General features: G+C 71.6%; 3 protein-coding genes. All 3 read left to right on the top strand.

Going from position 1 to position 2057, the window contains the following annotated elements:
• The first annotated feature begins 297 nt into the window (after positions 1-297).
• Positions 298-510, top strand: coding sequence for a helix-turn-helix domain-containing protein (locus HW445_RS28435; RefSeq protein WP_159105670.1), 213 nt, complete (start codon positions 298-300; stop codon positions 508-510).
• Positions 511-655: 145 nt separating this feature from the next.
• Positions 656-754: a 30S ribosomal protein bS22 gene (locus tag HW445_RS28430; RefSeq protein WP_003948845.1), complete on the top strand. Its 99-nt coding sequence runs from the start codon at positions 656-658 to the stop codon at positions 752-754.
• Positions 755-981: 227 nt separating this feature from the next.
• Positions 982-2057 (top strand): NAD-dependent epimerase/dehydratase family protein (locus tag HW445_RS28425; RefSeq protein WP_180223720.1); only part of this gene is annotated, 1076 nt, incomplete at its 3' end.

Here is a 2057-nt window from a genome sequence, read left to right as displayed (position 1 = left end):
CGAGGGTGCGGACGAGCGGGTGCGCCGGGGCGTGCGGGGTGGCCGGACCCGCCGGTGGCACAGGGGGCGCGAGCCGCAGCCGGCGTTCCGGTTGGGGTGGGTGTGAGGCCCGGGTGGCGTCCCCCGCTTATCCGTTGCGTGCTCAATCGCGGGTGTCTGTCACGGTAGGCCGGTGATGGCGGCTCCTCTTCCCCACTCGCATCACCCGCACCTAATCTGGGGAGTGAGCACGCAGCGACGAAGAGTCACCGGAAGGGGAAGCCGGTGGCCGTCGAGTGCGAAGGGTTCAGGTGTGTCATGGCAGCTGGCAGCGAAAGGCCTCTGAACGAGGTCCAGTTCCTTACCGTGGCGGAGGTCGCCTCGGTGATGCGCGTGTCCAAGATGACCGTGTACCGGCTGGTGCACAGCGGTCATCTGCCCGCCATCCGGGTCGGACGGTCGTTCCGAGTTCCGGAGCAGGCGGTTCACGAGTACCTTCGCGAGAGCTACGTGGGGGTCGAGACGGCCTGAGAGGTCTCGTGCGGCGGTCCCGGGGTCAACCCGGGGCCCCCTCGATTACGACCTCCCGGCCCGGGGAAGGTAGGCTTTCCCCTCGAAGGTCGTATGGGCCCATGGCGCCCAACGCCGAGTGATGAGAAGTGAGCGAGGGTAAGTCGTGGGCTCTGTTATCAAGAAGCGGCGCAAGCGGATGGCCAAGAAGAAGCACCGCAAGCTGCTCAAGCGCACGCGCGTTCAGCGTCGCAACAAGAAGTAACGCGACGCGGCACACGCCGCGTGAAAGCGTGCCCCTGCGGCCCCCCACCGGTTCGGTGGGGGGCCGCGGTCGTATCCGGGGCGGGACGGCGGGGAACGTGGGAGTGGCGTGGGCGGTGGGCGGTGGCAGTGTGACGGCCATGTCCGCGCAACACGGAGCGGCTAAGTTGTCGCGTACCGCCGTAAGGGAGTCCGGCGGACGAGGGGGACGAGGGGAAGGCGCGGGTCTTGGGCAGGATCGTGCTGGTGACCGGGGCGGCCCGGCGGCTGGGGAGTCTCTACGTGCGGAGGGTGCTGCGCGAGCCGGACGTGGAACGGGTGGTGGCGGTGGACGCCGTCACGCCCGAGCACGACCTGGGCGAGGCGGTGTTCGTGCGGGCGGACATCCGGCAGCCGGCGATCGGCCGGGTGCTGGCCGAGCACCGCGCCGACACCGTGGTCCATCTCGACGTCACCGGGACGGCGCTGGCCGGCGGCAACCGGTCCTCCGTGAAGGAGACCAACGTCATCGGCACCATGCAGCTGCTGGGCGCCTGCCAGAAGTCGCCCGCCCTGCGGCGACTGGTGGTCAAGTCCAGCACCACGGTGTACGGGTCGGCGCCCCGCGACCCGGCGGTGTTCGGCGAGACCACGGCTCCCAAGGCGCTGCCCAGCGGCGGCTTCGCCAAGGACGCCGTCGAGGTCGAGGGATATGTGCGGGGCTTCGCGCGGCGGCGGCCGGACGTGGCGGTGTGCGTGCTCCGGTTCGCCAACATCCTCGGCCCGGCCGTGGAGACCCCGCTCGCCTCCTACTTCCGGCTCCCGGTGCTGCCGACCGTGCTCGGCTACGACCCGCGGCTGCAGTTCGTCCACGAGGACGACGTCACCGAGGTGCTGCTGCGGGCCTCCCGTGAACCCGAGCCCGGGGCGCTCACCGGCGGCACCTTCAACATCGCGGGCGACGGGGTCCTGACGCTCTCGCAGTGCGCGCGCCGCGTGGGGCGGCCGACCGCGCCGGTGCTGCTGCCCGCGGTCACCCTGACCGGGTCGCTGATGCGGACCCTGGGGCTCTCCGACTTCTCCCCCGAGCAGATCCGGCTGCTCACCCACGGCCGGGTCGTGGACACCCGGCAGATGCGCGAGGTCCTCCGTTTCCACCCCCGGCACAGCACGGCGGAGACGTTCGCGGACTTCGCCTCGGCCGCCGGGCCCGGACTGCTGCCGCCCGACCTGCTCGCCGCCGCCGTCGGACGTCTCGCCGAAGCCGTCACGGGCGACAGGGTGACGGGCGACGGGGTGACGGACGACGCCGGACCCGGGGAACC

It is taken from the genome of Streptomyces sp. UH6 (genome assembly GCF_013421635.1).
Classification (GTDB): Bacteria; Actinomycetota; Actinomycetes; order Streptomycetales; family Streptomycetaceae; genus Streptomyces; species Streptomyces abyssomicinicus.
The sequence above is the reverse complement of the archived record's forward strand: the minus strand, read 5'-3'. Positions and strand labels throughout refer to the sequence as shown.